This window comes from Pseudomonas sp. W5-36 (assembly GCF_046540455.1).
GTDB classification, from domain to species: domain Bacteria; phylum Pseudomonadota; class Gammaproteobacteria; order Pseudomonadales; family Pseudomonadaceae; genus Aquipseudomonas; species Aquipseudomonas graminis_B.
The window spans coordinates 110,644-133,311 of the sequence record NZ_JAXCIQ010000002.1 but is presented as its reverse complement, the minus strand read 5'-3'; the positions used below and the strand labels follow the sequence as shown (position 1 = coordinate 133,311).

Genomic DNA, 22,668 nt, shown 5'->3' with positions numbered 1-22,668 from the left:
CGGGGGGATTGCCCGCCGTTCTGACACCGCGCGGCGGAGCAGCAGACATGGGCCGTGTGTGGGACTGAGCGTGCTCAGGACGAGGCCGGGACAGTCAGTAACGTTCTCGGGTGACTGAAACTGAGCCTTCGCGAGCAAGCTCGCTCCCACAGGTTCTATGTCTGTGGGGGAATCGGTGTCGCCATGTTCTAGAACAATCGGGCGAGTAGCGCGGTCACGGCGGTTTCAACGCGCAGGATCCGCGCACCCAACTGGACTGGATTCAGCCCCGAGGCCTGCAGCAAATCAACTTCGTAGGGAATCCAGCCGCCTTCGGGGCCGATGGCCAGGGTGGCGGGCTGCCCGACCGCGCGTGGGCAGGCGGGGAAATCACCCGGATGGCCGACCAATCCCAGCGTCCCTTCAACCACAGCGGGAAGGCGGTCCTCAACGAACGGCTTGAAGCGCTTCTCGATGACGATCTCAGGCAGCACGCTGTCCCGGGCCTGCTCCAGCCCGAGAATCAACTGCTCGCGAATGGCAGCCGGCTCCAGAAAGGGCGTCTGCCAGAAGCTTTTTTCGACGCGGTAACTGTTGACCAGAATGACTCGGGGGACACCCATCGTCGCCACGGTCTGAAACACCCGACGCAGCATTTTCGGGCGCGGCAGGGCGAGGATCAGCGTCAGGGGGAGTTTGGCCGGCGGGGCGTGCTCGAAGCTCACCGAAAGCTCGGCTTCACGAGTTTCCAGACGCAGCAATTGCGCACTGCCCAGCAAGCCGTTCACTCGACCGACCCGCAGGCTGTCGCCGACTTCGCTGCGATGCACTTCCTGCATGTGCTTGAGGCGCCGATCACGCAGCACGACCCGATCCGCCGCGATGAAGTCGGCGTCCTCAAGCAACAGCAGGTTCACGGCTGGGTCGCTGGCGGTTGGCTCTGTTCGTCTTCGGCTTTCTCGTCGTCTTCATGATCGCCGCGCTTGGTGATCATCGAACTGCACAGCACGCCGATTTCAAACAGCAGCCACATCGGCACAGCCAGAAGGGTCTGGGAAAAGATGTCCGGCGGGGTGAGGATCATGCCGACCACGAAGCAGCCAATCACCACGTACGGGCGAATCTTCTTCAGGTATTTGACGTCGACGATGCCGATCCACACCAGCAGTACAACCGCCACCGGAATCTCGAACGCGACCCCGAATGCCAGGAACAGCGTCATCACGAAGTCCAGGTAACTGGCGATGTCCGTCATCATCGACACGCCTTCCGGCGTGACGCTGGCGAAGAAGTGGAAGATCAGCGGGAAGACCAGGAAGTAGGCAAACGCCATCCCGGCGTAGAACAGGATGATGCTGGAGATCAGCAGCGGCACTGCCACGCGCTTTTCGTGCTTGTACAAACCTGGCGCAATGAAGCCCCAGATCTGATACAGAATCACCGGCATCGCCAGAAACAGCGCCACCATCATCGTCAGCTTGAACGGCGTGATGAACGGCGAGGCCACATCGGTCGCGATCATCGTGGCGCCGTCAGGCAGAAACTTGCGCAGCGGGGCTGAAACGAAGGTGTAGATCTTCTGGGTAAAGTAGAACAGCGCGCCGAAGATCACGAAGATCGCCAGCACGCAGCGCAGCAGGCGAGAGCGCAGTTCTGTCAGGTGCGAGACCAGCGGCATTTGCTGGTCGTTTTCCGGGATTTCGCTCATGGGGCTCGTGGTGGCAGTGACGAATCGTTGGCAGAAGGCGCACTTTGCACCGCGGTCGCATGGGTGATGACCGGCGCAGGTGCGGGTGCAGAATCCGGCCCGACAGGCGAAGGTGCAGGCGCAGCAGGCTCGACATGAACGGGCGGCGGCGTAACCGACGCGCTTTCCGCCGGAGCGGCCGGGCCAATGTCGGCGCTCTGGGCCGGTGAGGCCGCACCCATGACCGGCGCTGTAGAGGCCGGAGCCGGTGGAATCGGCGTCTCGGCAGCGGGTTCAGCCGGTGCCGGTGTCGCGGGGGCTACAGGCGCTGCAGGCGGTTGCTGTGGCTGCATGATCTTGCGAGCTTCCTCTTCCAGCGAAAGGATATGCTCGTTGTGCAGCTGACGCCGAATCTCGTCAGCGCCGATTTCGCGCTCAACTTCCTGTTTGATCGCATTGAAGCTGCGTTTCAGGCGGCCGATCCAGAGCCCGGCCGTCCGTGCTGCGCCCGGCAGACGCTCGGGCCCCAGGACCAGCAGGGCAACGAGGCCGACCAGCAGCAGTTCAGAAAAGCTGATACCAAACATGCGTCACGACCTAGTCTTTGCGGAGGGGGTCTTCGACTCGTTGCGCCTGAGCGTCGATGGTGTGCGGCTGGTGCAGCGGCTGAGTCGGAGGGACAGGCTGCGCGGTGGGCTGTGGCTGAACCGGCGGCTGCACGGTTGGCTCTTCCGGATGTTTGTCGTCGTCATTCATGGCCTTGCGAAAGCCCTTGATCGACTCACCCACGTCAGTCCCCAGGTTCTTGAGTTTCTTGGTGCCGAAGACCAGCACGACAACCACAAGAATGACGATCCAGTGTTTCCAGTCAAAAATGCCCATAACGCGTTCCTCACAAGAAATTTCGGGCCGCAGCCCCTGTGTTTATTCCGCCGAGCGAGATGCTTTCTCGGCGTGGCCGGACAGGCCGAAACGGCGGTCCAGCTCATCGAGCACGGCTTGCGGGTGTTGGCCCAACTGGGCAAGCATCACCATGCTGTGGAACCACAAGTCGGCGGTTTCGTAGACGACATCACTGCAGTCACCGCTGATGGCAGCGTCCTTGGCAGCGATTATGGTTTCGACCGACTCTTCGCCGACCTTCTCCAGAATCTTGTTCAGTCCCTTGTGATACAGGCTGGCGACGTATGACGAGTCGGCAGCCGCGCCCTTGCGTGATTCGAGCACCTCGGCAAGGCGTGACAAGGTATCAGTCATGTTCAGTGTCCTGCTTGGTAAATGGCTTCCGGGTTTTTGAGTACCGGGTCCACGGTCTTCCAGCCGGCATCATCGTAGACGCGGTAGAAGCAGCTCTCGCGGCCGGTATGGCAAGCGATGCCGCCGATTTGCTCGACCATCAGGATAATGACGTCGGCATCGCAGTCCAGACGCAGCTCATGAAGCTTCTGCACGTGGCCCGATTCTTCGCCCTTTCGCCACAACTTGCCACGCGAACGTGACCAATAGATAGCGCGCTGTTCGCTGGCAGTCAGGCTCAAGGCTTCACGGTTCATCCACGCCATCATCAGCACGCGACCGGTCTTGTGGTCCTGTGCGATGGCGGGCACCAGGCCGTCCTTGTCCCACTTAATCTCGTCCAGCCAGTCTTTCATCATCGGCTCCGGCCGTTCCAGGGGAGGGTTAGTGTGCCAGCGGCTTGCGCCGATGGCTATCGGCGAACGACCAGATAGACGCCTGCCGCCAGCATCAGCAAGGCAGGCCAGGCACTCAGGGTGTTCAGCGCTGCGCCGGTCTGGGTATGGGTGATTGCCAGCAGCACGCCGCCGGCCAGCAGGCCCGCGCCGAGCAGCCGAAGGGCCCAATGATCGCCATCGCGCCGGTAGGGCGGGGGCGGATCGTGGCGATGGGGCTGCGACAGGCGCTCGAGCAAATCCCGGGTCATGTTGGCCAGATGCGGAATCTGTTCAACCTGGGACTGCAGGTTGCCCAGCAGGGTTTTCGGGCTGACGCGCTCGCGCATCCAGCGTTCGAGGAACGGCTGCGCAGTCGCCCAGAGATCCAGCTCCGGGTACAGCTGACGGCCGAGGCCTTCGATATTGAGGAGCGTCTTTTGCAGCAGCACCAGTTGCGGCTGCACTTCCATGTTGAAGCGGCGAGCGGTCTGGAACAGGCGCATCAGTACCTGGCCAAAGGAAATGTCTTTCAGGGGCTTCTCGAATATCGGTTCGCACACCGTACGGATGGCCGCTTCGAATTCATTCAGCTTGGTCTCGGCCGGCACCCAGCCCGAGTCAATGTGCAGCTGAGCCACACGGCGGTAGTCGCGCTTGAAGAAGGCAAACAGGTTGCGCGCCAGGTAGTCCTGATCCTCAGGGGTCAGACTGCCCACAATTCCGCAGTCGATGGCGATGTACTGGGGATCCCACGGCGTGACCGTGCTGACGAAAATATTGCCGGGGTGCATGTCGGCGTGGAAAAAGCTGTCACGAAAAACCTGGGTGAAGAACAGCTCGACGCCGCGCTCCGCCAGCTTCTTCATGTCGGTGCGCTGATCGGCGAGGGTCGCCAGATCGGTCACTTGCACGCCGTAAATGCGCTCCATGACCAACACCTTCGGCCGGCACCAGTCCCAGTAGACCTGCGGCACGTAGAGCATGGGCGAGCCCTCGAAGTTGCGGCGCAGCTGGCTGGAGTTGGCCGCCTCGCGCAGCAGGTCGAGCTCGTCGTAGATGGTTTTTTCGTAATCGGCGACCACGTCCACCGGGTGCAGCAGGCGGGCGTCTGCGGAAACCCGCTCGGCAATCTTTGCCAGAATGAACAGCCACGCAAGATCGGAACCGATGATCGGCTTCAAGCCTGGCCGTACGACCTTTACCACCACTTCCTCGCCAGTCTTCAGGCGCGCGGCGTGGACTTGAGCGACAGAAGCAGAGGCGAGCGGGGCCACATCGAAACGGCTGAACACTTCGCTGATCTTCGCGCCCAGCTGCGACTCGATCAGCGCCACGGCTTTGGCGGAGTCGAACGGCGGCACGCGGTCCTGCAGCATCATCAGCTCGTCGGCCACGTCTTCAGGCAGCAGATCCCGGCGAGTGGACAGCAACTGCCCGAACTTGATGAAAATCGGCCCCAGGTCCTGCAACGCCAGTCGCAGACGGGCACCACGGCTCAGTTCGTTCTTGCGCCGCGGCAACCAGCGCCATGGCAGCACGAAGCGCACAGCCAGCAGCCACCACGGCAGGGGCAGGGCGAACAACAGGTCATCGAGGCGGTAACGGATTACGACACGCTGGATGCGAAACAGGCGGCGGACGGCAAGCAGGCTCATGCGTTATCGCTGGATGTGAGGGAGTGGGCCAGACGCTCGAAGCGGGCTTCGAGGCGTTCCAGGTCTTGTTTGGTCTGATCCAGTTCGGCGAAGCGGGCTTCGGCCTCGCGTTTGCCGACCAGCGTGCGGGATTCTTCGGCCAGGTATTCGGCCAGGTTGTGGCTGAGGCTGGCCGCGCTGTCGCGGGTCCAGCGCGCGCTGTTGCGCAGGTGCCCGCCGATCAGGGGCGCCGCGACAGGGCCGAGCCAGCGTTGCAGCTCGTACTCCCAATCGAGGTCCAGGTCCTGCAGCACGCCCACCAGCTCAAGCAGCACGGCGCTTTCGCCCTCCAGCTCGACTTCCGGGCTGTGCAGCACGGCATTTTTGTCTTTGCTCATCGCCAGGCGCATCAGGCTCGCAGCGGGCGCGCGCAGGGTCACATCAGCACCGCCTTCCCAGTTCGCCGCCAGCATCAGGCCGTCGTCGCTGGGCAGCACGTGCAGATGAAACGTCGGGCTGGTGCACTCGATCGCGATGACCTTGCCGCTCAGCCGGTCAAGGCGCGGCAAGGCGGTGCTGTCCATGCGCAGCACGCGGTTGATGCCGTGTTCGGCACTGGCGAGCAAGCCGTTGATCAGCATCAGGGTTTGATGCCCCGGTGCAGCGCCACGATGCCGGAGGTCATGTTGTGGTAGGTCACTCGGTCGAAACCGGCCTGGACCATCATTGACTTCAGGGTTTCCTGATCAGGGTGCATGCGGATCGACTCTGCCAGATAGCGGTAGCTTTCCGAATCGTTGGTGATCAGCTTGCCCGCCAGCGGCATGAAAGCGAACGAGTAGGCGTCGTAGATCTTGGACATGACTTTGCTGGTTGGCTTGGAGAATTCCAGCACCAGCAAACGACCACCCGGCTTGAGCACGCGCAGCATGGAGCGGATCGCGTCTTCCTTGTGCGTCACGTTGCGCAGGCCGAAGGCGATGGTCACGCAGTCGAAGTGGTTGTCAGGGAACGGCAGCTTTTCAGCGTCGGCCTGGACGAACTTGATGTTGCCGGCCACCCCGCGATCCAGCAGGCGGTCACGACCGACCTTGAGCATCGATGCGTTGATGTCAGCCAGTACGACCTCACCGGTCGGGCCGACAAGATGGGAGAACTTCTTCGCCAGATCACCGGTGCCGCCTGCGATGTCGAGCACGCGGTTGCCGCTGCGAACGCCGGACAGTTCGATGGTGAAGCGCTTCCAGAGGCGATGCATACCGCCGGACAGTACGTCGTTCATCAGGTCATATTTGGCCGCGACGGAGTGAAATACCTCGGCGACTTTCTCGGCCTTCTGGCTTTCCGGTACGTTTTTGTAACCGAAGTGGGTGATGGGTTCGGCATCGCTGCCTTTGCGCGGATCATTCATATCGCTGTCACCGGAATAAAGTGGCGCCATTCTAATCGTCGGGGCTGGCTTTGTCTTGACAAGGCGCACGGCCAACAGTTTCTTCGCTTCGGGCCGCTGGTATAGTGCGTCGACGATTTAAGCCGAAGCAGGAGCCCGTCAGTGGCCAGAATTACCGTGGAACGCCAGCACACGCTGGGAAAGGAAAAGGCCCGCGAGAAGGCTGAGATCATGCTGCAGAAACTATCCGACAAGTACGGCATCGAGCACGAGTGGACAGGCGACACCGTGGCCCTGGAAGGCAAGGGCGCCAAGGGCACTGTCGCGGTCGAAGATGAATGGGTGCGGGTGAACATTGATCTCAACTTCTTCCTCTCCGCCATGAGCGGTTCGATTCAGTCGGAAGTTGAACGGCAGCTGGACAAGGTGCTGACCGCCTGACGTCTGGAGCGACGGCTAGAGCATCAGCTTGATGACTTGCTCGGAAGGGTCGCGGGATTTGCCGGCGGCCTTGAGCTCGGCCAGGTACTCCTCCCACAGTTGCGCCTGGCGTTGCGCCAGTTGCTCCAGGTATTCCCAAGTAAACAAGCCGCTGTCATGACCGTCGTCAAAGGTCAGCTTCAGCGCGTACTGGCCAGCGGGTTCCACTTTGGTAAGCCCGACGCCCAGCTTGCCGAACTGCAAAATCGGGTTGCCATGGCCCTGCACCTCCGCCGAAGGCGAGTGCACACGCAGAAATTCAGCCGGCAGGCGGTATTCCTCGTCCGTCCCGTATTTCAGGCTGAGGACTTTCGATGCTTTGTGCAGCTGGATGGCGGTGGGAATGCGGGTCATAGAGGTAATCTCAGCTACAAGCTACAAGCTACAAGCGAAGCAGATTCGTGCAGCCAGTGAAATCTGCTTGCCGCTTGAAGCTAACCGCTTGCAGCTGCTTTAAAGGATATAACGCGACAGATCTTCGTCTTCCGCCAGCTCACCCAAGTGGCTGTTCACGTACTCAGCGTCGATCTGAATCGTCCCGCCATCCTGCGCACCCGCCAGATCACCGGCACTGAAAGAAACCTCTTCCAGCAACCGCTCAAGCAGCGTATGCAAGCGACGCGCACCGATGTTCTCGGTCTTCTCGTTGACCTGCCAGGCGATCTCGGCCAGACGCTTGATGCCATCCGGCAGGAACGCAATGTTCAGGCCTTCGGTCTTCAACAGCTCGCGGTATTGCTCGGTCAGCGAGGCATGGGGTTCGGTCAGGATGCGTTCGAAATCCTGCGGGCTCAGCGCTTTGAGCTCGACGCGAATCGGCAGACGACCCTGCAGTTCAGGCACCAGATCGCTCGGCTTGCTCAGGTGGAACGCGCCGGACGCGATGAACAGGATGTGATCGGTCTTGACCATGCCCAGCTTGGTGTTGACGGTGCAGCCTTCGATCAGCGGCAGCAGGTCGCGCTGAACGCCTTCGCGTGAAACATCGGCGCCGCCGACATTGCCGCGTTTGGCCACTTTGTCGATCTCGTCGATGAACACAATGCCGTGCTGCTCGACCGCTTCCAGCGCTTGCACTTTCAGCTCTTCGTCGTTGACCAGACGGCCCGCTTCTTCATCGCGAACCATCTTCATCGCGTCTTTGACTTTCAGCTTGCGGCTTTTCTTCTTGCCCTTGCCCATGTTGGCAAACAGGCTCTGCAGCTGGTTGGTCATCTCTTCCATGCCCGGCGGCGCGGAAATATCGACGCCGCCCATTTCCGCGACCTCGATCTCGATTTCCTTGTCGTCCAGCTGACCTTCGCGCAGGCGCTTGCGAAACAGCTGACGGGTGTTGGAATCACTGCCCGATGTCGCGTCTTCGTTGAAGCCCGCGCGCGCCGGTGGCAGCAGGGCGTCGAGAATGCGCTCTTCGGCGGCGTCTTCAGCGCGGTGGCGGACCTTGGTGATCTCCTGTTCACGCAGCAGCTTCATCGCCGCGTCGGCCAGATCACGGATGATCGACTCGACATCGCGACCCACGTAGCCGACTTCGGTGAACTTGGTCGCTTCGACTTTGATGAAAGGCGCGTTGGCGAGCTTGGCCAGACGACGGGCGATCTCGGTTTTACCGACGCCGGTCGGGCCGATCATCAGAATGTTCTTCGGGGTGACTTCGACGCGCAGCTCTTCAGGCAGCTGCATCCGGCGCCAGCGGTTACGCAGGGCGATGGCGACGGCGCGCTTGGCATCGTCCTGGCCGATGATATGGCGATTGAGTTCGTGGACGATTTCACGGGGAGTCATGGACATGGTTTTCAACGGTCCTCGGCAGAGTGCAAGTCGGGCAGGCCGCGATGAATGGCGGCCATTACCTCAGGCTTACTCGGCGAGGTCCTGCTCCTCAATGGTGATGTTGTGGTTAGTGAAGACGCAGATGTCGCCGGCAATGTGCAAGGCGGTTTCGGCGATTTCACGGGCAGAGAGTTCGGTCTTCAGCAGCAGCGCGCGGGCCGCGGCCTGGGCAAAGGCACCGCCGGAGCCCATGGCGATCAGGCCATCTTCGGGCTCAACCACGTCGCCGTTACCGGTAATGATCAGCGAGGCGTCTTTGTTGGCAACGGCCAGCATGGCTTCAAGGCGACTCAGGGAACGGTCGGTACGCCATTCTTTCGCCAGCTCTACGGCGGCGCGAATGAGGTGACCCTGGTGCTTTTCCAGTTGGGCTTCGAAGCGCTCGAACAGGGTGAAGGCGTCAGCGGTGGCGCCTGCGAAACCGGCGATGACCTGGCCGTGGTAAAGGCGCCGGACTTTCTTGGCGTTGCCTTTCATGACGGTATTGCCCAGGGAAACCTGGCCGTCACCGGCCATGACGACTTTGCCTTGGCGGCGCACTGAAACGATGGTGGTCAAGGGGAGAGTCTCCACGCTGCGGGGCGAAAATGCCCTGATGGAAACTCATATGGGGGTGGGGGCGGGTATTTCAACCGTTGAGTGGGTTGAGGGATGAATGGCGTTGCCGATCACTGCTTGATCGTTCCCGCGCTCCGCGTGGTAATGCCGGGCTGGACGCTGAGCGTCCCCGAGCGCAAGCACAATCACCGTGGGAGCGAGCTTGCTCGCGAAAGGGCAGGAACATCCGCTAGATCTTCAGCGGCTGAAATACCGTCTTCGCGAGCAAGCTCGCTCCCACAGGTGCGGTGTTCGCTGCGCTATGGCGTTGCATCAGGACCAAGAGCAGCCACCACACTCTATGAAGTGCCCTAGCGAGCCTGGCGCTGTTGCAGGAGCAGGTTGCTGAAGCCGCCGCCCGCCAGTTGCTTCTGCGCGATGGTCAGCTGTTCGCGGTTGCTGAACGGGCCGACCAGCACGCGGTACCAGGTTTCATCCTTCACCGTCCCCGACTCCACGGTCGAGGTTTGCCCCAGCAGAATAATCTGCGCGCGCACTTTTTCGGCGTCGGCCTGTTTGCGGAACGAGCCCGCTTGCAGGAAGAACGTCGTCACGGCCGCCGGCTTGGCCACCGGGGGCGCTGGCGGTGGCGTCAGACCGCTGAGTGCCGCCTGGGCACGAGCCGTGTCGATCTTCGCGGCCACTTCAGGCGTAACCGGCGTGCTTGGCGCAACGACCGGTGGCGTCTTCTCTGGCACCGCTTCATTCGGCACGATGACTTCCGACTCAGGCAACAGCGTGTAGAAGTCGTACTTCGGCTTCACGGGCGCGGTCGGGCTGGGCGGCGTCTTGTTCGCTTCGGCGATCTTCGCGGCCTTGGCTTCAGCCTTGACGCGCTTGATATCGTCGCCACTGCCGGGTTCGAGCTTCATCAGAAAAACAACGAAAGCGCCGACGGTCAGGCCGATCGCCATCCACACCCAACCCGGAATCGGCGTCTTTGCGGGTGCCTGATACCGGCTGGCGCCGCGCTTGGGAGCAGGTTTCTTTTTAACGGCCAACTTACATACGCTCCAGAGTGTCCAGACCCAGCAACTGCAGGCCTTGCTTGAGGGTGCGACCGGTCAGGGCGGCGAGGCGCAGACGGCTTTGCTGTTGCTCAGGGCTTTCTGCCGCCAGGATCGGGCAGTTCTCGTAGAAACTGGAGAACAGACCGGCGAGGTCGTACACATAGGCGCAGAGCACATGGGGCGTGCCCTTGTCGGCGACAGTGTTGACGGTCTCGCCGAACTGCGCCAGACGCGCGGCCAGGTCTTGCTCCTGAGGTGCGTCCAGGATGATTTGGCCCTGGCTCGCGTCGAAGGTTTCGCCCTTTTCTTCGAGCTTGCGGAATACGCCGGCCACACGGGTGTAGGCGTACAGCAGGTAAGGCGCGGTGTTGCCTTCGAAGCTGAGCATCTGGTCGAAGTTGAAGCTGTAGTCGCTGGCGCGATGCTTGGACAGGTCGGCGTATTTCACCGCGCTGATGCCCACGGCCTTGGCGATCGAGCGCAACTCGTCTTCGGCGACGTCCGGGTTTTTCTCTTTCACCAGCGTGTAGGCGCGTTCTTCGGCTTCGTCGAGCAGGTCGACCAGCTTGACCGTGCCGCCGTCGCGGGTCTTGAACGGACGGCCATCGGCGCCGTTCATGGTGCCGAAGCCCATGTGCTCCATCTGCATGCCGTTGGTGACGAAGCCTGCGCGGCGCGCCACTTCGAAGACCTGCTGGAAGTGCAGGGCCTGACGCTGATCGACGAAATACAGCGCGCGATCGGCTTTCAGCACGTTGCTGCGGTAGCGAATGGCGGCGAGGTCGGTGGTGGCATACAGATAACCGCCACCGGCCTTTTGCACGATCACCGGCAGCGGCGTGCCTTCAGCGGTTTTGAATTCTTCAAGAAACACGCACTGCGCGCCGTTGCTCTCAACCAGCAGGCCGGCTTTCTTCAGGTCGGCGACGACATTGGCGAGGTCGTCGTTGTAGGCGCTTTCGCCCATGACGTCCTTCGGCGTGAGCTTGACGTTCAGGCGTTCGTACACTTCCTGACAGTGAGACAGGGAGATGTCCTTGAAGCGCGTCCACAGGCTCAGGCACTCGGCGTCGCCCGCTTGCAGCTTGACCACCAGCCCACGTGCGCGCTCGGCGAACTCTTCGGACTCGTCAAAACGGCCCTTTGCAGCGCGGTAGAAGTTTTCGAGGTCAGCCAGCTCGTCGCTGGTCGCCGGGGTTTCCTGCAAATAGGCCAGCAGCATGCCGAACTGGGTGCCCCAGTCGCCCACGTGGTTCTGACGGATCACGGTGTCGCCAAGGAACTCAAGAACGCTGGCCACGCCGTCGCCAATGATGGTCGAGCGCAAGTGGCCGACGTGCATCTCTTTGGCCAGGTTCGGCGCGGACAGGTCGACCACGACGCGTTGAGCAGGACCATTTTTGCGCACGGACAGGGTCGCGTCGGCCAGCGCTTCGTCGAGGCGCGAAGCCAGGGCCTGGGTGTTCTGGAAAAAATTGAGGAAGCCGGGGCCGGCGATGTCGACCTGGGTGATCTGCTCGTCGGCGGGCAGCGCGGCGACGATTTTCTCGGCCAGATCGCGAGGTTTCAAGCCGGCAGGCTTGGCCAGCATCATGGCGATATTGCTGGCGAAGTCGCCGTTTTTCTTGTCCTTGGCGTTCTCCACCTGAATCGCCGGCGTCAGCCCTTCCGGCAAGACGCCATCGGTGACGAGTTGGCTCAGAGCTTGTTGAATCAGCTGGCGGATGGTGTCTTTCATGGTGCTCTCTTTCGACCGCAAGCGCGGCCGCGCCTGGATGCGCGGGTGGAAAAACTGGGCATTATCCGTGGCCGGAGCCGCCTTGCCAACCGCGCTGGATGCGCGGTCAATCGATGCGAATCAATAAAGGTCCACCGGGTCCACGTCCAGCGACCATCTGACCTGGCGCCCGCTCGGCATGTTTTCCAGCGTCAGCAGCCAGGTCGCGAGCAGCTTGTGCAGTGGCGCGCGGGCGTTGGCCTGGACCAGCAACTGAGCGCGATAGCGTCCGGCGCGTCGTTCCATCGGTGCCGGAACCGGACCCAGCAGCTCGATGCCGCCCAGCGCCATGTCCTTCAATAACCGCTCGGCTTCGGTGCAGGCTTCGTCAAGAAACCCTTCGGCCTGACCCGGCTTGTGCGCTTCCGCGCGCAACAGCGCCAGGTGTGAAAACGGCGGCAGCCCGGCGGCGCGACGTTCGCTCAGCGCCTGCTCGGCAAAGGCGAAATAACCCTGCTCGGTGAGTTGAATCAATAAAGGATGGTCGGCCAGGTGGGTCTGGATGATCACCTTGCCCGGCTCTTCGGCGCGCCCGGCCCTGCCTGCGACCTGCACAATCAATTGCGCCATGCGCTCGCTGGCGCGGAAGTCACCGGAGAACAGCCCGCCATCGGCGTCGAGAATCGACACCAGCGTCACACGCGGGAAGTGATGCCCTTTGGCGAGCATCTGGGTGCCCACCAGAATGCACGGCTGGCCTTTCTGGATGGTCGCGAACAGCTGATTCATCGCGTCCTTGCGCGAAGTGCTGTCGCGATCGACGCGCAGGACCGGATAGTCGGGGAACAGAATCGCCAGCCGCTCCTCGGCACGTTCGGTCCCTGCACCCACCGGGCGCAGATCAACCTTGCCGCATGCCGGGCAATTGCGTGGGACGCGCTCGACATGGCCGCAGTGGTGACACCGCAGCTCACCCGAGCGCTGGTGAACAGTCATGCGCGCGTCGCAACGGGGGCATTCCGACAACCAGCCACAGTCGTGACACAGCAGAGTAGGGGCAAACCCGCGGCGATTGAGGAACACCAGCACTTGCTGGCCCGCCGCCAGGGTCTGGGCGATGGCTTGCTGCATGGGGCCCGAGATGCCGCTGTCGAGGGGACGACTTTTCACATCCAGCCGCAGGAAGCGAGGTTGCTGCGCACCGCCTGCGCGCTGATTCAGGCGCAGGAGCGCGTACCGACCGGTGTGGGCGTTGTGCAGGCTTTCGAGCGAAGGCGTCGCCGAGCCGAGCACGATCGGGATGTCCTCCTGATGCGCCCTCACCAGCGCCAGGTCCCGGGCGTGATAGCGCAGGCCTTCCTGCTGTTTATAGGAACCGTCGTGCTCCTCGTCGATGATGATCAGCCCGGGGTTTTTCATGGGGGTGAACAGCGCCGAACGGGTGCCGATGATGATGTCGGCTTCGCCATCGCGTGCTGCCAGCCAGGCGTCCAGCCGATCGCGATCGTTGACCGCCGAATGCAGCAGCGCGATGCGCGCGTTGAAACGCTGCTCGAAGCGCGCGAGGGTCTGCGGGCCGAGGTTGATCTCCGGAATCAGCACCAGCGCCTGCTTGCCCGCTTCCAGCGTCTCGCGGATGAGCTGCAGATAAACCTCGGTCTTGCCACTGCCGGTGACCCCCGCCAGCAGTGAGGCGTGGAAACTGCCGAAACCCGAACGGATGGCCTCATAGGCCGCCCGTTGCTCGGTGTTGAGCGGCAGTTCCGGCTGCGCCAGCCAGTGCTCGTGCCGCTCGACCGGGCCATGACCGCGCACCTCGACGGTCACCAGTCCTTTGGCGAGCAGCAAGTTCAGGCTGTCCCGGTTGAGCATCAGCTTGCTCAGCAACTGATGAGCCACGCCGTGGGGATGCTGGGCCAGGGTGCGCAGCGCTTCCTTTTGTTTCGGCGCCCGGGCGATGCGCGGGTCATCGACGCTGGCGTCCGGGGCTGCGTGCCAGAACCGCTCCTGCCGCGCTTCCGCAGGTTCCCCTTGGCGCAGCAACACCGGCAACGCCCAGCTGAACGTGTCGCCCAGGCTGTGCTGGTAATACTGGGCCGTCCACAGGCACAGCTTGAATAATGCAGGCGGCAGCGGCGCTTCGGCATCCAGCACGGCAATGGCCGGCTTGAGCTTGTCGGCCGGCACGTCGCTGTGATCGACGACCTCCACCAACACGCCGATCATTTCCCGACGTCCGAACGGCACGCGCAGGCGCATCCCTGGCTGCAAGGCACTGCGCGCCACACCTGCGGGGGCAAGGTAGTCGAACAGGCGACGCAGCGGCGAGGGCAGGGCGAGGCGCAAGATGGCGTCGGGCACGCGGGGGATATCCTGTTACGGAGTATGGCGAAGGGCGCGATCTTAGCAGACGACCGGCGTGAACGTTCCCTTGCGTGATTGGCGTTGTCTGTTAATATGCGCGGCCTAATTCCGTGCGGTATTCAACAATAGTGTTGGGTGGCGGCACGATAGCCTGAGGAAATACCCATGAAAGCTGATATCCATCCAGTTTACGAAGCCATTGACGCAACCTGCAGCTGCGGCAATGTCATCAAAACCCGTTCCACACTGGCCAAGCCTCTGAGCCTGGACGTGTGCAACGAGTGCCACCCGTTCTACACCGGCAAGCAAAAAACTCTGGACGTCGGCGGTCGTGTCGACAAGTTCAAGTCGCGTTTCGGTGCATTCGGTCCTACCAAAGCTCCTGCTGCTGCAGAGTAAGGTTGGCCGTTCTGGAGTCGCCGATGCGTTTCTCCAGGCTGCTTAAAAAGGCGTCCCTCGCGGGCGCCTTTTTTATGTCTGCGATTTGGCTTTCGTCGGCCCAGGCCTTGTGCCCTGCGCCGCCGTCTCTGCCTGTGCTTCAGGTGCAGCGAGTGGTCGATGGCGACACGGTTCGCCTGAGCGATGGTCGCAGCGTTCGCATGATTGGCCTGAATACGCCAGAAACCGGCAAAAAGGGCCAGTCCGCCCAGCCGTTTGCCGAAGCGGCCAAGCGTCGTTTGCAGGCATTGGTGGATGCCAGTGACGGGCAGGTCAGGCTACGTGTCGGTGAAGAGCCGACCGATCACTACGGACGCACCCTGGCCAACGTCTATGGCCGCGATGGCGCCAATCTCGAGGCGCAACTGCTGGCGGAAGGCCTAGGCTATCTCGTCGCAGTCTCCCCTAACGTTGCACTGGTGAGCTGCCAGCAGGCCGCAGAGACGTCAGCACGCCAGGCCGGACGGGGCCTGTGGCGCAACTCGCCGGTTCAGCCGGTCGAGCAGATCAGCACGGGCGGGTTTGCGCTGGTCAGTGGGCGCGTGACCAGCATGCAGCGCAATGGCGGCGGCCTGTGGATCGAATTCGGCGATGCGCTGGTGCTGCGCATTGCGCCCAGGCTGCTCGGCCAGTTTGACACTGCCGCGTTGCAGCGCTTGAAAGGTCAGCGAATCGAGGCGCGTGGCTGGGTAGTCGATCGTTCGCGTCGGGGCAGCCTTAAATCAGGTCAGCCTCGCTGGATGATGCCGATCACTCATCCTGCAATGTTGGATACAGTCAATAAATAAATTGTAGACAGTTTTGGTCAGGATTGTCGCCGCTGGAGGCCTTGTGTTCTGCGTCTCTACGCTGAAAGTCGTAGATGCGGCCTCTTGACACAGGTGACCCGCCAGTCTTGTTAGGACTTTATGACTTGCGTATGCTCGGCGGTCCGTCTGTCCAACAGCAAAAAAGCGGAATGCCCCCATGTCAGATTTGAAAACTGCCGCTCTCGAATACCACGCTCATCCCCGTCCAGGGAAACTCAGCGTCGAGCTCACCAAAGCCACTGCAACCGCTCGCGATCTGTCGCTGGCCTACAGCCCGGGTGTGGCTGAGCCGGTCCGCGAAATCGGTCGCGATCCGGAACTTGCCTACAAGTACACCGGCAAAGGCAACCTGGTAGCGGTGATCTCTGATGGCACCGCGATTCTGGGTCTGGGTAACCTCGGGCCTCTCGCCTCCAAGCCGGTCATGGAAGGCAAGGGTGTGCTGTTCAAGCGCTTTGCCGGTATCGACGTGTTCGATATCGAAGTCGATTCGGAAAGCCCGCAGGCCTTCATCGACACCGTGCGACGCATCTCCATCACCTTCGGCGGCATCAACCTGGAAGACATCAAGGCACCTGAGTGCTTCGAAATCGAAAAGGCGCTGATCGAGCAATGCGACATTCCGGTTTTCCACGATGACCAGCACGGCACCGCGATCGTTACCGCCGCCGGCATGATCAACGCGCTGGAAATCGCTGGCAAAACCCTGGAAACGGCGAAGATCGTCTGCCTGGGCGCTGGCGCTGCGGCCATCTCCTGCATGAAGTTGCTGGTGAGCATGGGCGCGAAGATCGAAAACATTTTCATGATCGACCGTAGCGGCGTGGTTCACGACGGACGTACCGATCTGAACCAGTACAAGGCCCAGTTCGCTCACACCACCGACAAGCGCACGCTGGCCGATGCACTGGAAGGCGCTGACGTGTTCGTCGGTCTGTCCGGTCCGAACCTGCTGAGCGCTGAAGGCCTGAAATCGATGGCGGCCAACCCGATCGTGTTCGCCTGCTCGAACCCGGATCCGGAAATCTCGCCGGAACTGGCTCACGCCACCCGCAACGACGTGATCATGGCGACCGGCCGTTCGGACTACCCGAACCAGGTTAACAACGTGCTGGGCTTCCCGTTCATCTTCCGTGGCGCACTGGACGTTCGCGCCAAGCGCATCAACGAAGAGATGAAGATCGCAGCGGCCAACGCCCTGCGCGAACTGGCCAAGCTGCCGGTGCCTCAGGAAGTCTGCGACGCCTACGGCGGCATCGCCCTGGAATTCGGTCGTGAGTACATCATCCCGAAACCAATGGACGCACGCCTGTTGGGCTTGATCTCCGATGCAGTTGCCAAGGCAGCCATCGAGAGCGGTGTCGCGACAATGCCGTATCCAAAGCACTACCCGCTGAAGAGCGTGGACGAAGTGTTCAACGGCTGATACAAGCGCCCATAAAAAACCCAGCCAAGTGCTGGGTTTTTTTATGGCTGGAGGCTACCAGCAGTGCAACTGATCGCCGCTGCTTTTACTTGGAGCTTGCCGCTTGAGGCTTGCGGCTGCTCCCCTAGAACAGATCGATCGGCGCCGATTCGTCCGCTGGCAGCGGGCTGCCTGGGGGTGGGCTGCCGCCGAGTTCGTTCACGCTAGGCGGCGTGTCTTCGCTCTTGAACAGCTCGAAGAACGCACCCGGCGTGCTTGGCGTCGCAGAGCGGCCACTGACCGGATCGATGCGCAGGCTAAGGATGCCGTCCGGTTCTGCCTGAACGTGTGGCGGCTTGTCCTTCAGCGCGGCGCTCATGTACTTCATCCAGATCGGCAGCGCGACCGTGCCGCCGAACTCATGACGACCGAGGCTTTCAGGCTGATCGAAACCGGTCCAGACCGTGGTCACGTAGTCAGCGTTGTATCCCGTGAACCACGCATCTTTTGATTCGTTGGTGGTACCGGTTTTGCCTGCGATGTCCGGACGGTTCATGGCCAGGGCGCGGCGACCGGTGCCGCGCTTGATCACGTCCTGCAGCATGCTGTTGAGGATGTAAACCGTGCGACCGTCAACAATCCGCTCCGCGACCACCGGGGCCGGCGCTGCGCCCGAAGTATCCAGTGCGTTTGGCACGACGTTGGCAGTCAGCGGTGGCGTGTCTGGCGCTGCGTAGGTCGATGCGCTGCTGATGGCCGCTTCGCTGACCGCTTTCGGATTCGGGTCATTGGCGGGCACCGTCGGCGGGTTGGCGACGAACAGGGTTTTGCCTTCACGGTCCTCAATCTTCTGGATGAGGTACGGGCTGATCTTGTAGCCGCCGTTGGCAAACGCACTCCAGCCGCCGACGATTTCCATCGGCGTCAGGGTGGCTGTGCCCAGGGCCAGGGACAGGTTGGGCGGTAAGTCCTGTTTGTTGAAGCCAAAGCGCGTGATGTAGTTGATGGCCGTGTTCACGCCCAGGCTTTGCAGCAGGCGGATCGACACGAGGTTACGCGACTTGTACAACGCCTCGCGCAGCCGAATCGGACCGAGGAAGGTGCCCGTGTCGTTCTTCGGGCGCCAGACCTTGTCGATGGTTTCGTCGACGAACACGATCGGCGCGTCGTTGACCAGGCTGGCGGCGGTGTAGCCGTTATCCAGCGCTGCCGAGTACAGGAACGGTTTGAAGCTGGAGCCCGGCTGACGCTTGGCCTGCATTGCCCGGTTGTAGTTGCTCTGCTCGAACGCGAAACCGCCGACCAGCGCGCGAATCGCGCCGTTCTGCGGATCCAGCGAAACCAGCGCGCTCTGCGCCACCGGAAGCTGGCTGAACTTGAGCGAGTTGTCCGGCTGACGCTGCAAACGCACCAGATCGCCGACATGGGCCACATCGCCAGGCTGCTTGGGATTGGCACCAACGCTGTTGGTGTTCAGGAACGCCTTGGCCCACTTCATGCTGTCCCAGGCGACGGTTTCTTCGTTCTCGCCGCTGCGGGTCAGTACGCGAATGCCGGTCTTGTCGACCTGGGTGACGATGGCCGGCTCCAGACCGCTGATCGGACGCTGTTTGCTCAGTTCCTGCACCCAGCCCTCGCGGGTCAGGCCGGGGAATCGGCTCTCAGGCCCGCGATAGCCATGGCGCTGGTCGTATTCGATCAGGCCGTCCTGCACCGCCTTGTTGGCGTCTTCCTGCAAGCCGCTCGGCACGGTAGTGGTGACCCGGAAGCCTTCTGTGTAGGCTGCGCTGCCATAACGACCCACCATTTCGGCGCGCGCCATTTCAGCGATATACGGCGCGTTCACTTCAGGGCTCTGAACGTGGTAGCTGGCGTTGATCGGCTCGACAAGGGCGGTCTGGTAGGTGTTCTGGTCGATTTTCCCCAGCTTGAACATGCGGCCCAGAATCCAGTCGCGGCGCTCTTTGGCGCGCACCGGGTTGGCCAGTGGGTTGAATCGTGACGGCGCCTTGGGCAGACCGGCAATCATTGCCATCTGCGCAACGCTCAGGTCGCGGATGGATTTGCCGTAGTAAACCTGCGCTGCGGCCTCGATGCCGTAAGCCCGGTTACCCAGATAGATCTTGTTGACGTACAGCTCGAGAATCTCGTCCTTGGTAAGTTGGCGCTCGATTTGCAAGGCCAAGAGAATCTCGGTGGTTTTGCGCGAAAAACTGCGCTCGCTGGTCAGGAAATAGTTTTTCGCGACCTGCATGGTGATGGTCGAGCCGCCGGACTGAATGTGACCGCTCTTGACCAATTGGCTGGCCGCGCGCATCAGGCTGCTCGGGTCCACGCCGTAGTGGTTCTCGAAGTTATCGTCTTCGGCAGACAGCAAGGCGTGAATGAAATTGGGGGGAATGTCGGCGAAACGGATGGGAGAGCGGCGCATTTCGCCGAACTCTGCAATCAGCTTGCCGTCGCTGCTGAACACTCGCAGCGGGATCTGCAGCTGGATATTGCGCAGCGCATCGACCGAGGGCAGGTTCGGGGCTAGGTAGAGGAAGGCGCCGCTCAGGCCGAGCACCAGCCCGCAGACGACCGCGACGATGGACCACCAGACAAACTTCAGCAGGCGTATCAAGGCTTTTGGATTTCCAGAAAAAAGAATGAGTTAGACGCAGGCATTTACAAATGAACACGCCTTGAAGCTTCGCTACACGAAAAAAACGCTGGGCATTATAAGCATTTTTCGTCGTCGAGCGTTATTTGCGCTACTGTCAAGTCAGCCGACAGTGGCACTGGACTAGAAATCATCCGTAAGTGACGGAAACGCATAGGGAATCGGTTGTGTTCGAACTCTTCAGTAAGAAGGCCAACACCCTTCTAGGGATCGATATTAGCTCCACCTCGGTCAAGCTCCTGGAGCTAAGTCGGTCCGGCAACCGTTACAAGGTCGAGTCTTATGCGGTCGAACCGCTGCCGGCCAACGCAGTGGTCGAAAAGAACATCGCGGAGCTCGAAGGTGTCGGCAGTGCTTTGACGCGTCTGCTGGTAAAAGCCAAGAGTAACGTCAAAATCGCGGCGGTTGCCGTTGCAGGTTCGGCTGTTATTACCAAGACCATCGAGATGGACGCAGGCCTTTCCGACGACGAGATGGAAAACCAGCTCAAGATCGAGGCCGACCAGTACATTCCCTATCCGCTGGAAGAAGTCGCCATCGATTTCGAAGTCCAAGGCTACTCGACGCGTAATCCCGAACGCGTCGAAGTATTGCTGGCCGCTTGCCGCAAGGAAAACGTAGAAGTTCGCGAAGCCGCGCTGGCACTGGCCGGGCTGACCGCTCGCGTCGTCGACGTTGAAGCCTATGCCTTGGAGCGCTCGTTCGGTCTGTTGTCTGCGCAACTGGGCCAGGACCACGAACAGTTGACGGTCGCCGTCATCGACATCGGCGCGACCATGACCACCCTCAGCGTGCTGCACAATGGCCGCATCATTTATACCCGCGAACAATTATTTGGCGGTCGCCAGCTCACCGAAGAAATCCAGCGCCGTTATGGTTTGTCCGTCAGCGAGGCCGGGCTTGCGAAAAAGCAGGGCGGGCTCCCCGACGACTACGTCATGGAAGTTCTGCAGCCGTTCAAAGACGCCGTGGTGCAGCAGGTGTCCCGTTCGCTGCAGTTTTTCTTCGCGGCCGGGCAGTACAACCGCGTCGACTACATCATGCTGGCCGGCGGCACCGCCTCTATTTCCGGTCTTGATCGGCTGATCCAGGAGCGCCTGGGCACGCCAACGCTGGTGGCAAACCCCTTTGCCGACATGGCGCTGAGCGTCAAGGTCAACGCCGGCGCGCTCGCCAGCGATGCGCCTGCACTGATGATCGCGTGCGGTCTGGCCCTGAGGAGCTTCGACTGATGGCACGGATCAACTTACTTCCCTGGCGTGAGCAGCAGCGCGAGGAGCGCAAGAAGCGCTTCATTCTGGCGCTGGCCGGTGTGCTGGTGCTGGGCATCGGCGCCATTCTTTTGGCTGATCAATATTTGAGCAGTGCCATCGCCCATCAGAACGCCCGCAATCAATTCGTCAGGACCGAAATCGTCCAGCTCGACGCGCGCATCAAAGAGATCAGTGAGCTCAAGGCGCGTCGCAAACAATTGCTGGAGCGGATGAAGATCATTCAGGACCTGCAGGGCAACCGGCCGATCATCGGGCGCATCTTCGATCAGATGGCTCGTACCCTCCCCGATGGCGTCTATTTCAACGACGTGAAGATGACCGGCCAGATGATCAGCATTTCCGGCGCTGCCGAATCCAATAACCGGGTGTCGGACCTGCTGCGGAATCTGGATGCCTCTGACTGGCTGGAGTCGCCGAGTCTGACCGAGGTCAAGGCGAACACTGCGGCGGGTGGCGTGGATCAGACCAACACCTTTCAGTTGACGGTGCGCCAGACGCAGCCAGCCGTTGAGGGGGTCAAGCCATGAGCATGAATGATTGGCTCGATAGCCTCAAAAAGATCGACCTTAACGACCTGGACATCAATAACCTGGGTTCATGGCCTGCTGCGGTCAAGACCATTGCCGGCGCGCTGTTGCTGGCGCTGGTGCTGGCCGGTGGGTACTTCTTCTATATACAGGACATGCAGACTCAGCTCGATCAGGCCCGTGGCGAAGAGACGGCGCTGAAAGAGCAGTTCGCGACCAAGGCCTACCAGGCTGCCAACCTCGCGGCCTACAAGAGCCAGATGGTGGAGATGGAAAACACCTTCGGCGCCTTGCTGCGGCAGTTGCCGAGCGACACTGAAGTCCCCGGCCTGCTTGAAGACATCACCCGCACCGGTCTGGGCAGCGGCCTGGAGTTCGAGGAGATCAAGCTGCTCCCTGAAGAGGCTCAGCAGTTTTATATTGAATTGCCGATCCAGATTACCGTGACAGGCAGTTATCACGACCTCGCGACCTTCGCCAGTGGCGTCGCCAGCCTGCCACGAATCGTGACGCTGCATGACTTCGAGATCAAACCGCTGGACGCCAAGTCCCCCGGAAAGCTGCGCATGAGCATCCTTGCCAAGACCTACCGGTATAACGACAAAGGTCTTCAGAACGTTGACACGAAAGGGCCAGCGAAATGAGCGCGGTGCGTTGGTTGTGCGTCGGCGTCACGCTGATGGGGCTCGCGGGTTGCGACAGCTCGAATGAGTTTGACGATCTCAAGCAGTTCATGGCCGAGGTGCGCGCACGGCCGGTGGGCACCATCGAGCCGATGCCCAAGTTCCGGCCGTATGAGGCCTTTACCTATGCGGCGGCGAGTTTGCGCAGTCCGTTTCAGCCGCCGATCAAGATCGATCTGGTTAACCGTCCGAAGGGCTCGCACCTGGTGCAGCCTGATCCGACGCGGGTGAAGCAGTTCCTCGAAGGCTTCAACATCGACTCCTTCGAAATGGTCGGCACGTTGAGCAATGAAACCGGCACGTTCGCGCTGCTTCGCGGGGCGGGGGGCGTGCATCGGGTGAAAGTGGGCGATTACCTGGGGCGTAACGATGGCCGGATCACGGCGATCACCGACTCGGCGGTGCAAGTGATGGAAATCGTTCCGGATGGAGAGGGCGCGTGGCTTGAGCGACCGCTCAGTATTTCCCTCAAGGAACGCTCATGAAGACGGCAAGCAAGCGAAGCA

Annotated in this window: 25 protein-coding genes; 9 read left to right on the top strand and 16 right to left on the bottom strand. The window is 61.4% G+C overall.

The genetic code is table 11. From position 1 onward, the window contains the following. Positions 1-188: 188 nt before the first annotated feature. From SLW74_RS03455 to ubiE, 9 genes are read right to left on the bottom strand one after another with little or no spacing between them, the layout of a single operon-like run. Positions 189-896 carry a 16S rRNA (uracil(1498)-N(3))-methyltransferase gene (locus tag SLW74_RS03455; RefSeq protein WP_410928140.1) on the bottom strand — a complete coding sequence of 236 codons (708 nt, stop codon included), beginning with the start codon at positions 894-896 and terminating at the stop codon, positions 189-191. Further along, a complete protein-coding gene (tatC, locus tag SLW74_RS03450) occupies positions 893-1,687 on the bottom strand; it encodes a twin-arginine translocase subunit TatC (RefSeq protein WP_065986665.1) in 795 nt (264 codons plus the stop codon). Before tatC ends, SLW74_RS03455 begins: the two co-directional genes overlap by 4 nt. After that, complete coding sequence (gene tatB / locus SLW74_RS03445; RefSeq protein WP_410928139.1) at positions 1,684-2,253, bottom strand: Sec-independent protein translocase protein TatB; 570 nt, start codon at positions 2,251-2,253, stop codon at positions 1,684-1,686. The genes tatC and tatB overlap by 4 nt, the downstream gene beginning before the upstream one ends. Positions 2,254-2,263: 10 nt before the next feature. Then, positions 2,264-2,548, bottom strand: a complete 285-nt coding sequence (locus SLW74_RS03440; protein ID WP_065986662.1) for a twin-arginine translocase TatA/TatE family subunit — start codon at positions 2,546-2,548, stop codon at positions 2,264-2,266. Between the two features lie 42 nt (positions 2,549-2,590). After that, entirely contained in the window at positions 2,591-2,923 is a 333-nt protein-coding gene (locus SLW74_RS03435; RefSeq protein WP_065986654.1) for a phosphoribosyl-ATP diphosphatase, read from the bottom strand. Positions 2,924-2,925: 2 nt separating this feature from the next. Beyond that, positions 2,926-3,318: a phosphoribosyl-AMP cyclohydrolase gene (gene hisI / locus SLW74_RS03430; protein WP_410928138.1), complete on the bottom strand. Its 393-nt coding sequence runs from the start codon at positions 3,316-3,318 to the stop codon at positions 2,926-2,928. Positions 3,319-3,374: 56 nt separating this feature from the next. After that, positions 3,375-4,994, bottom strand: coding sequence for a ubiquinone biosynthesis regulatory protein kinase UbiB (gene ubiB / locus SLW74_RS03425; RefSeq protein WP_192130899.1), 1,620 nt, complete (start codon positions 4,992-4,994; stop codon positions 3,375-3,377). Beyond that, entirely contained in the window at positions 4,991-5,614 is a 624-nt protein-coding gene (locus SLW74_RS03420; protein ID WP_410928137.1) for an SCP2 domain-containing protein, read from the bottom strand. Before SLW74_RS03420 ends, ubiB begins: the two co-directional genes overlap by 4 nt. Beyond that, entirely contained in the window at positions 5,614-6,384 is a 771-nt protein-coding gene (ubiE, locus tag SLW74_RS03415) for a bifunctional demethylmenaquinone methyltransferase/2-methoxy-6-polyprenyl-1,4-benzoquinol methylase UbiE (RefSeq protein WP_065986646.1), read from the bottom strand. Before ubiE ends, SLW74_RS03420 begins: the two co-directional genes overlap by 1 nt. A gap of 141 nt (positions 6,385-6,525) precedes the next feature. On the opposite strand from ubiE, the gene SLW74_RS03410 reads away from it, so the two are divergent. Then, positions 6,526-6,804: a polyhydroxyalkanoic acid system family protein gene (locus tag SLW74_RS03410; RefSeq protein WP_065986644.1), complete on the top strand. Its 279-nt coding sequence runs from the start codon at positions 6,526-6,528 to the stop codon at positions 6,802-6,804. Positions 6,805-6,819: 15 nt separating this feature from the next. Here SLW74_RS03410 and SLW74_RS03405 read toward each other — a convergent pair whose 3' ends face one another. The 5 genes from SLW74_RS03405 to argS all read right to left on the bottom strand — a co-directional run bounded on the left by SLW74_RS03405 (position 6,820) and on the right by argS (position 12,021). Next, positions 6,820-7,197, bottom strand: coding sequence for a gamma-butyrobetaine hydroxylase-like domain-containing protein (locus SLW74_RS03405; protein ID WP_410928136.1), 378 nt, complete (start codon positions 7,195-7,197; stop codon positions 6,820-6,822). A gap of 99 nt (positions 7,198-7,296) precedes the next feature. Then, positions 7,297-8,634, bottom strand: a complete 1,338-nt coding sequence (hslU, locus tag SLW74_RS03400) for an HslU--HslV peptidase ATPase subunit (protein WP_065986640.1) — start codon at positions 8,632-8,634, stop codon at positions 7,297-7,299. A 69-nt stretch (positions 8,635-8,703) separates the two neighbouring features. Then, positions 8,704-9,234, bottom strand: coding sequence for an ATP-dependent protease subunit HslV (gene hslV / locus SLW74_RS03395; RefSeq protein ID WP_065986638.1), 531 nt, complete (start codon positions 9,232-9,234; stop codon positions 8,704-8,706). A gap of 350 nt (positions 9,235-9,584) precedes the next feature. Further along, the gene (locus SLW74_RS03390; protein WP_065986637.1) at positions 9,585-10,274 is read right to left on the bottom strand and encodes an SPOR domain-containing protein; all 690 of its coding nucleotides are present in this window, start codon (positions 10,272-10,274) and stop codon (positions 9,585-9,587) included. A 1-nt stretch (position 10,275) separates the two neighbouring features. Further along, entirely contained in the window at positions 10,276-12,021 is a 1,746-nt protein-coding gene (gene argS / locus SLW74_RS03385; protein ID WP_296310018.1) for an arginine--tRNA ligase, read from the bottom strand. Here argS and SLW74_RS03380 point away from each other — a divergent pair. Further along, positions 12,020-12,148 (top strand): hypothetical protein, encoded by a 129-nt coding sequence (locus SLW74_RS03380; RefSeq protein WP_274605108.1) that lies wholly within the window; start codon positions 12,020-12,022, stop codon positions 12,146-12,148. The two genes, argS and SLW74_RS03380, sit on opposite strands and share 2 nt — an antisense overlap. Here SLW74_RS03380 and SLW74_RS03375 read toward each other — a convergent pair. Further along, complete coding sequence (locus SLW74_RS03375; RefSeq protein ID WP_410928135.1) at positions 12,142-14,361, bottom strand: primosomal protein N'; 2,220 nt, start codon at positions 14,359-14,361, stop codon at positions 12,142-12,144. The two genes, SLW74_RS03380 and SLW74_RS03375, sit on opposite strands and share 7 nt — an antisense overlap. Positions 14,362-14,529: 168 nt before the next feature. Here SLW74_RS03375 and rpmE point away from each other — a divergent pair, with 168 nt between their 5' ends. The 3 genes from rpmE to SLW74_RS03360 all read left to right on the top strand — a co-directional run bounded on the left by rpmE (position 14,530) and on the right by SLW74_RS03360 (position 17,037). After that, on the top strand, positions 14,530-14,763 hold the full coding sequence (gene rpmE / locus SLW74_RS03370; RefSeq protein WP_065986634.1) for a 50S ribosomal protein L31: 234 nt from the start codon (positions 14,530-14,532) through the stop codon (positions 14,761-14,763). Between the two features lie 23 nt (positions 14,764-14,786). After that, the gene (locus SLW74_RS03365) at positions 14,787-15,590 is read left to right on the top strand and encodes a thermonuclease family protein (RefSeq protein WP_410928134.1); all 804 of its coding nucleotides are present in this window, start codon (positions 14,787-14,789) and stop codon (positions 15,588-15,590) included. A gap of 178 nt (positions 15,591-15,768) precedes the next feature. Beyond that, complete coding sequence (locus SLW74_RS03360; RefSeq protein WP_410928133.1) at positions 15,769-17,037, top strand: malic enzyme-like NAD(P)-binding protein; 1,269 nt, start codon at positions 15,769-15,771, stop codon at positions 17,035-17,037. Positions 17,038-17,161: 124 nt separating this feature from the next. On the opposite strand, the gene SLW74_RS03355 is transcribed toward SLW74_RS03360, so the two are convergent. Beyond that, on the bottom strand, positions 17,162-19,636 hold the full coding sequence (locus SLW74_RS03355) for a penicillin-binding protein 1A (RefSeq protein ID WP_410928352.1): 2,475 nt from the start codon (positions 19,634-19,636) through the stop codon (positions 17,162-17,164). A 209-nt stretch (positions 19,637-19,845) separates the two neighbouring features. Between SLW74_RS03355 and SLW74_RS03350 the strand changes: the two genes are divergently transcribed. From SLW74_RS03350 to SLW74_RS03335, 4 genes are read left to right on the top strand one after another with little or no spacing between them, the layout of a single operon-like run. Next, complete coding sequence (locus SLW74_RS03350) at positions 19,846-20,910, top strand: pilus assembly protein PilM (protein ID WP_065986628.1); 1,065 nt, start codon at positions 19,846-19,848, stop codon at positions 20,908-20,910. Then, the gene (locus SLW74_RS03345; RefSeq protein ID WP_192130910.1) at positions 20,910-21,479 is read left to right on the top strand and encodes a PilN domain-containing protein; all 570 of its coding nucleotides are present in this window, start codon (positions 20,910-20,912) and stop codon (positions 21,477-21,479) included. The genes SLW74_RS03350 and SLW74_RS03345 overlap by 1 nt, the downstream gene beginning before the upstream one ends. Then, positions 21,476-22,123 carry a type 4a pilus biogenesis protein PilO gene (gene pilO, locus SLW74_RS03340; protein ID WP_065986624.1) on the top strand — a complete coding sequence of 216 codons (648 nt, stop codon included), beginning with the start codon at positions 21,476-21,478 and terminating at the stop codon, positions 22,121-22,123. The genes SLW74_RS03345 and pilO overlap by 4 nt, the downstream gene beginning before the upstream one ends. Further along, the gene (locus tag SLW74_RS03335; RefSeq protein ID WP_192130912.1) at positions 22,120-22,647 is read left to right on the top strand and encodes a pilus assembly protein PilP; all 528 of its coding nucleotides are present in this window, start codon (positions 22,120-22,122) and stop codon (positions 22,645-22,647) included. Before pilO ends, SLW74_RS03335 begins: the two co-directional genes overlap by 4 nt. The last annotated feature ends 21 nt before the right edge of the window (positions 22,648-22,668 follow it).

Bases quoted from the DNA above. Each gene is read 5' to 3' on its own strand.
- tatC (WP_065986665.1), bottom strand. From the start codon at position 1,687: ATGAGCGAAATCCCGGAAAACGACCAGCAAATGCCGCTGGTCTCGCAC.
- tatB (WP_410928139.1), bottom strand. From the start codon at position 2,253: ATGTTTGGTATCAGCTTTTCTGAACTGCTGCTGGTCGGCCTCGTTGCC.
- SLW74_RS03440 (WP_065986662.1), bottom strand. From the start codon at position 2,548: ATGGGCATTTTTGACTGGAAACACTGGATCGTCATTCTTGTGGTTGTC.
- SLW74_RS03435 (WP_065986654.1), bottom strand. From the start codon at position 2,923: ATGACTGATACCTTGTCACGCCTTGCCGAGGTGCTCGAATCACGCAAG.
- hisI (WP_410928138.1), bottom strand. From the start codon at position 3,318: ATGAAAGACTGGCTGGACGAGATTAAGTGGGACAAGGACGGCCTGGTG.
- ubiB (WP_192130899.1), bottom strand. From the start codon at position 4,994: ATGAGCCTGCTTGCCGTCCGCCGCCTGTTTCGCATCCAGCGTGTCGTA.
- SLW74_RS03420 (WP_410928137.1), bottom strand. From the start codon at position 5,614: ATGCTGATCAACGGCTTGCTCGCCAGTGCCGAACACGGCATCAACCGC.
- ubiE (WP_065986646.1), bottom strand. From the start codon at position 6,384: ATGAATGATCCGCGCAAAGGCAGCGATGCCGAACCCATCACCCACTTC.
- SLW74_RS03405 (WP_410928136.1), bottom strand. From the start codon at position 7,197: ATGACCCGCATTCCCACCGCCATCCAGCTGCACAAAGCATCGAAAGTC.
- hslU (WP_065986640.1), bottom strand. From the start codon at position 8,634: ATGTCCATGACTCCCCGTGAAATCGTCCACGAACTCAATCGCCATATC.
- SLW74_RS03380 (WP_274605108.1), top strand. From the start codon at position 12,020: ATGGTGCTCTCTTTCGACCGCAAGCGCGGCCGCGCCTGGATGCGCGGG.
- argS (WP_296310018.1), bottom strand. From the start codon at position 12,021: ATGAAAGACACCATCCGCCAGCTGATTCAACAAGCTCTGAGCCAACTC.
- rpmE (WP_065986634.1), top strand. From the start codon at position 14,530: ATGAAAGCTGATATCCATCCAGTTTACGAAGCCATTGACGCAACCTGC.
- SLW74_RS03365 (WP_410928134.1), top strand. From the start codon at position 14,787: ATGCGTTTCTCCAGGCTGCTTAAAAAGGCGTCCCTCGCGGGCGCCTTT.
- SLW74_RS03360 (WP_410928133.1), top strand. From the start codon at position 15,769: ATGTCAGATTTGAAAACTGCCGCTCTCGAATACCACGCTCATCCCCGT.
- SLW74_RS03345 (WP_192130910.1), top strand. From the start codon at position 20,910: ATGGCACGGATCAACTTACTTCCCTGGCGTGAGCAGCAGCGCGAGGAG.
- pilO (WP_065986624.1), top strand. From the start codon at position 21,476: ATGAGCATGAATGATTGGCTCGATAGCCTCAAAAAGATCGACCTTAAC.
- SLW74_RS03335 (WP_192130912.1), top strand. From the start codon at position 22,120: ATGAGCGCGGTGCGTTGGTTGTGCGTCGGCGTCACGCTGATGGGGCTC.